The following is a 4,972-nucleotide window of genomic DNA, read 5'->3' on the forward strand; positions in this document are numbered from 1 at the left end:
CAAATGTTTTAATAGTTAATTTAAATTAATGCAACACTAGTGATTGCACTTGTAATTATACTGATAGATGGAATTATTGTGTTGGCAGGTCTGGCTTTATTAAAATTAGATGCCTTCCTTTATTCATGTATAGCTATAATCGCTGTGGGTTTCATAACATCCTTAATTAAAGGAAAATAATCTTTTATGGGACCAAAAGCTAACCTTTATTAAATTCCCTCCATGTTTTACCAGTAATGGAATGCTTAAAAAAGGTTGGTCTCTCACCCAACCTTTTCACCATACTCTTTATTGTTGTTTGTATTGAGGTTCTTCTTGTTCAATTTGTTAAACACGTGGTTCTACATTATTGCTAACGGATTGGGTTTGTTTAGCGGCATCTTGGTAGAGCTGTTTGGCTTGTTGATTGTTTGTACCAAGAGAAACAAAATCGTCCAGGACGAATGCCTAGTTGATTTTGTTTGTTCCTCTGTTATTTAAAGCAAGTCTTTTTCATGGCCATCGAAATTAGAAAAACTCTGCGCTTTATATAGGTAAATGTCTAGACCTTGATCATTAAGGGAGCATAGTATAGCTTTGAATATTTAGAAAGTTAAAATCTTAAAGGGAGTTGTTTTTTATTCCGACCGACTTTAGTTGTTGAATCGATAGAGGTTAATGTTTTATAGAAAAAAACTTATTAAGAAACATGCACTAGAAAAAATATAAATCATATATAGGTGATATCCCGTTTGATGCTTAAGGAGGATATGATGATACCTATGTTACCTAGTGAAAAATATTTCGGTAATTTTGAACTGGTTTATCCATTTTATGGGGCTATGCCTACAGGTGTTACTGTTTCAGAAACCGGTCGTATTTTCATTTGCTTCCCGAAATGGGGAGACGATGTTAAATTTACGGTGGCGGAAATTGTTGAGGATAAATTGCAGCCTTATCCTAATTTACAAACCAATTTGGTTAACCCCGAGAATTTTACAAGGACTTTTATCAGTGTCCAAAGTGTAGTTGCTGATGGAAGGGGAACACTTTGGGTATTAGATACAGCTGCACCCAATTTTTCTGAACCTATTAAAGGGGGGGCAAAATTAGTCGCTGTTGATCTAGAAACGAATACAATAAGAAAAGTATATACCTTTACAGAAGATGTTGTCCTGCCTACAACTTATTTGAATGATGTCCGTTTTGATTTTCGTGTTGGAAAAGCAGGGTATGCTTATATAACGGATTCTTCTTCAACAGGACCAGGAGCAATAATCGTCGTAGATTTAGCAGATGGAAACGCCTTCAGACGGTTAAATGGGGCAAATTCAACTTCACCCGATCCCTATTTTATACCGAAAGTAGAAGGAAAAGTATTAATGAATCGAAATAAAGATGGCAGTACTTCTCCATTTAGACTGGCTTCTGACGGTATTGCGATTTCGCCTGATGGAAGGGTATTATTTTTTTGTCCACTAACCAGTCGTCATCTGTTCTCGATCACAACAGAAGCCCTGAGAGACAGAAGCATACCGGACATGGAATTACCTTATCATGTGGAGTATTGGGGAGAAAAAGGTGCATCTGATGGAATGATCACTGATGCAAAGGGAACTGTTTATGCTGGAGATTATGAACACAACTGTATCCGCAAGATATTGCCAAATGGCACAATGGAAACGATCATACATGACCCGAGAATGTTGTGGCCGGATACTTTTTCAATTGGTCCGGATCAATATTTGTATGTCATTGTGAACCAATTACATCGACAGCCTAGATTTCATTATGGAAAAGACTTACGACAGAAACCTTATAGTTTACTTCGTATCAAAATTGATGAATTTCCTGCTCCGACCTTTTGATAATAAATAAACTTAAAATTAGGAACAGTTTATTTGGTAAATGTTAAACTGTTCCTGGAAATTTTTATAATGTTGGTAAGTTCAATTCTGTATTTATATTTCGGACTTACGATATATCTGGTTGAACATTTTTTTGTACATGAAAAAAGGACCGCAGCAGCCATCATCCCCAGCTACACAAATTAATGAATTCCTCCCATTTATGAATTTTACCGATTATAAAAAACCTTAAAGAATGTTTCCTCCTATTTTTGGAACAATACAATTGATTGTATTAACGAATAAGGAGTAAATATGAGGTCATTTTATTTTTTAGGAATTTGCTTACTGCTGCTTACTGGTTGTTCGTTTGAAGAAAATAATGCAAAATATGTAAAAGCTAAAGAGCCAACTTATGAAGAAGATGCAAAAAGCAACTCTACTAAAATTCCTCCTGGTAATCCATCAGAGCAGACACCTACATTTACAATAAATGAAAAAGTAAAAGATGTACTGATGCTTTATGAGGTTAGAGGAGAAAGAGGTAAGTTTGGTTTTTTGGAAATACCGCTGATAAAAGGGAAAGACAATCAAATGGATTGGCTATTTTGGACATCCGATAACCAGCAGCTTACGGGAAACCTAAAGATAAAAGGGAAGAATCAAGAGACGGGACAAGACTTTGTATCCAAAGGAAAAATTATTAATAAAGAAAAATCGATAAAAGATTTACCTAAAAAATATAAACCATCGCCCTTAAATGATAATAATTCATTCAATGCAGCAAAAAAGCATGAATTTACTCCAACATCAATAGCCTCAACTTCAATTACTTTTACGGAATCTGGTATGTGGGAATTAGAGGTATTAGTGAATGAAAAAGTGATCGGGATTATGCAGGTTTTTGTAAAAGATAGTGAGGCAGGTATACATTATTTGAAAAATTAATTGATGATGAAAAAATAGAGCTGCCAAAACCAGGCGGCTCTTTCTTATTCAAGAAAAGGGTCAGCATCCCTGTAATAAGTTTGTGAAGAAATGTACTTAAACAAAATCAGCTAATAGTTTGTCAACATTTTTCAACGAAAAAGATTTTTATAGTGTGGTATGCTAAAAATATGCAACCCAAATAACCTTCAGTTGCCGAATTGGAAGGTTTTGTTTTATTTAGTTAGATATTGTTTCTAAACAATATCATGGAAAGTGGTTTTACTTTTTAGTAAGGCATAAATCCAATGCAGAAGCTTATTTACACAGGCTATTACAGCTACTCTGAAGGTTTTTCCTTCTTCCCGTTTCTTGTCATAAAACTCTCTCAGTCTTTTATTTTCGTAGAATGATTTTATCGGTCGTCTTCTTTTTTCGAGCGTCTCTAATACCACTTTGAACTGCCATGTATAAGGCATGGCGGAGTCTGCTGGAGCCTCGTTTGGTAATCCTGTTAACCGAGGCAGTGAACTTACCTGAAGAGTAAACGCTGGGATCGACACCTGCGAATGCAACGGGTTTTTTGGCATTATCAAACCGATCTATTTCCCCAATCTCAGAGATAATCGTTGCCGCGATTTTTTCTCCGATTCCAGGGATAGATTGGAGTAGTTTATATTCTTCAATTTCTTTAGCCAGGGCATCTATTTCAGCTGATAACTTTGATAGATGCTCTTCGTATTGAAGAACAATTTTAATCAATAACTCAAGGTTAAAGATATGACTCTGGTAAAGATTTCTTTGGAATGGGTTTCGGAGGGCCGCCTCTCTTAGTTTCTTTGCTTTTTCTGTTGCCCAAAGCTTTGAACGGCTTTTACATACCTCTCGGTGATATCAATTTCACTAGCACTTAAAACTGCCTCTGATGTTGGAAACTCAAGCAGGGTGAGCAATGATACCTTTGAATAGAAACTCCCAAAAACCCCTCTATACTCGGGGAATACCTGATCCAATAAGGTATGAAGCTGGATCTTTGTTTTAGCCGTAATTTCCGCAAGGTTCTCTTGTTGCCTCGTTAAATTCCGTAGGTTCAGAAGATGTATGCCCCGTTTTTTATAAGGCTCCAGGTCCTCTTTATAAAAGAGTTCACAAAGGTGATAAGCATCTGCTGCATCTGTCTTTACCTTCCGCAAACTAGAACTCTTGGCCCTATGTTATATAAGAGGATTAACAATGATGTATACATACTTATGTTCCTCTAAAAATTGAATAACTGGAGTATGATAATGTCCAGTTGATTCTAAAACGATCGAAGGTTGATGACCAAGGGCTGCCTTTTTGACCTCATTCAGGAATTCAAGTAAGTTCCCCAATCCTTTAAGGTTATGATTAATGCTAAAGCTTCTCCGATTAGGATTGCTTTTATCTGAAAACGCCTGAACCTGACTTTCTCCTTTTGATACATCCAGGCCTACGACTGGATTCATGCATTTCTCCTCCTAAAACTCAATTTGTCGGTATCCCCTAAGGCTTCTTGTAATGTCATAGGTTCGCTTGTTAAACGGGATCATTGTCCCAACCAGCCTGAAACATGTTTATACAAGTAGGGGGTGAACAGTTTAGCTGTCGCGATTTAACCCACGGGTGCGACGTTCTACCCCGACTACCGTTATATTAAGACCCTAAATAAAAAGGTCAACCAGAAATATCTGGCTAACCTTATATTACGAACGGGTGCATTTGTTTAATAAGCATTAAATGATATTGGTTTTGAAAAAAAGGAATGTCTAAAATTGAGACATTATTAGGTCACCTAGTTGTCTAAGGGGTCCTACCAGCAAAACGCTGAAAACATACGTTAAGGTATTGTTCAAAAAACCAGAGATACTGAACACCCTATAAATAATGGATTTATGGAGACTTTTCCTTACCTGTTAATGTTCAATAATTTATCTCTTTATCTATGTTCAGTTAATAAGTAAAACATAAGTTTTGTTACACCTATGACAGTCTTAGCGTATAGAAAACGTGTTTTTTCTATGTCGAATTTTGCTTAACGTATGTTTTCCGCGAAATGTTGGCGGTACCCCGTCTTACATAATTATCTCCTAGCATTTGCTAGGAGGTGCATCTGTGTTGTACGTAAAACGTTTGCCTCACTTGGATTTTCAATCTGGTTGGTGCGCATGTGGTTCAGCTCTTGAAGGAACATATAGAAA

At 36.4% G+C, this 4,972-nt stretch carries 2 protein-coding genes and 2 pseudogenes; 2 read left to right on the forward strand and 2 right to left on the reverse strand.

What is annotated here, in order from left to right:
- Nucleotides 1-327: 327 nt before the first annotated feature.
- A pseudogene (locus BFI01S_RS22730) lies at nucleotides 328-423 on the reverse strand (DUF1657 domain-containing protein); the annotation flags it as partial.
- Nucleotides 424-752: 329 nt separating this feature from the next.
- Here BFI01S_RS22730 and BFI01S_RS20870 point away from each other — a divergent pair.
- Together BFI01S_RS20870 and BFI01S_RS20875 are read left to right on the forward strand one after the other, a co-directional pair.
- A complete protein-coding gene (locus BFI01S_RS20870) occupies nucleotides 753-1,847 on the forward strand; it encodes an L-dopachrome tautomerase-related protein (RefSeq protein WP_061794307.1) in 1,095 nt (364 codons plus the stop codon).
- Between the two features lie 294 nt (nucleotides 1,848-2,141).
- Nucleotides 2,142-2,774 carry a DUF4871 domain-containing protein gene (locus BFI01S_RS20875; RefSeq protein ID WP_061794308.1) on the forward strand — a complete coding sequence of 211 codons (633 nt, stop codon included), beginning with the start codon at nucleotides 2,142-2,144 and terminating at the stop codon, nucleotides 2,772-2,774.
- A gap of 236 nt (nucleotides 2,775-3,010) precedes the next feature.
- On the opposite strand, the pseudogene BFI01S_RS20880 reads toward BFI01S_RS20875, so the two are convergent.
- Nucleotides 3,011-4,240 (reverse strand): annotated as a pseudogene (locus tag BFI01S_RS20880) (IS110 family RNA-guided transposase).
- Between the last annotated feature and the right edge of the window lie 732 nt (nucleotides 4,241-4,972).

Origin of the sequence: Cytobacillus firmus NBRC 15306 (assembly GCF_001591465.1) — a bacterium.
Taxonomy (GTDB): Bacteria; Bacillota; Bacilli; order Bacillales; family Cytobacillaceae; genus Cytobacillus; species Cytobacillus firmus.

What these genes read in the sequence shown, in the direction of transcription:
- BFI01S_RS20875 (WP_061794308.1), top strand. Translation starts at nt 2,142, where the DNA reads ATGAGGTCATTTTATTTTTTAGGAATTTGCTTACTGCTGCTTACTGGT.
- BFI01S_RS20870 (WP_061794307.1), top strand. Translation starts at nt 753, where the DNA reads ATGATACCTATGTTACCTAGTGAAAAATATTTCGGTAATTTTGAACTG.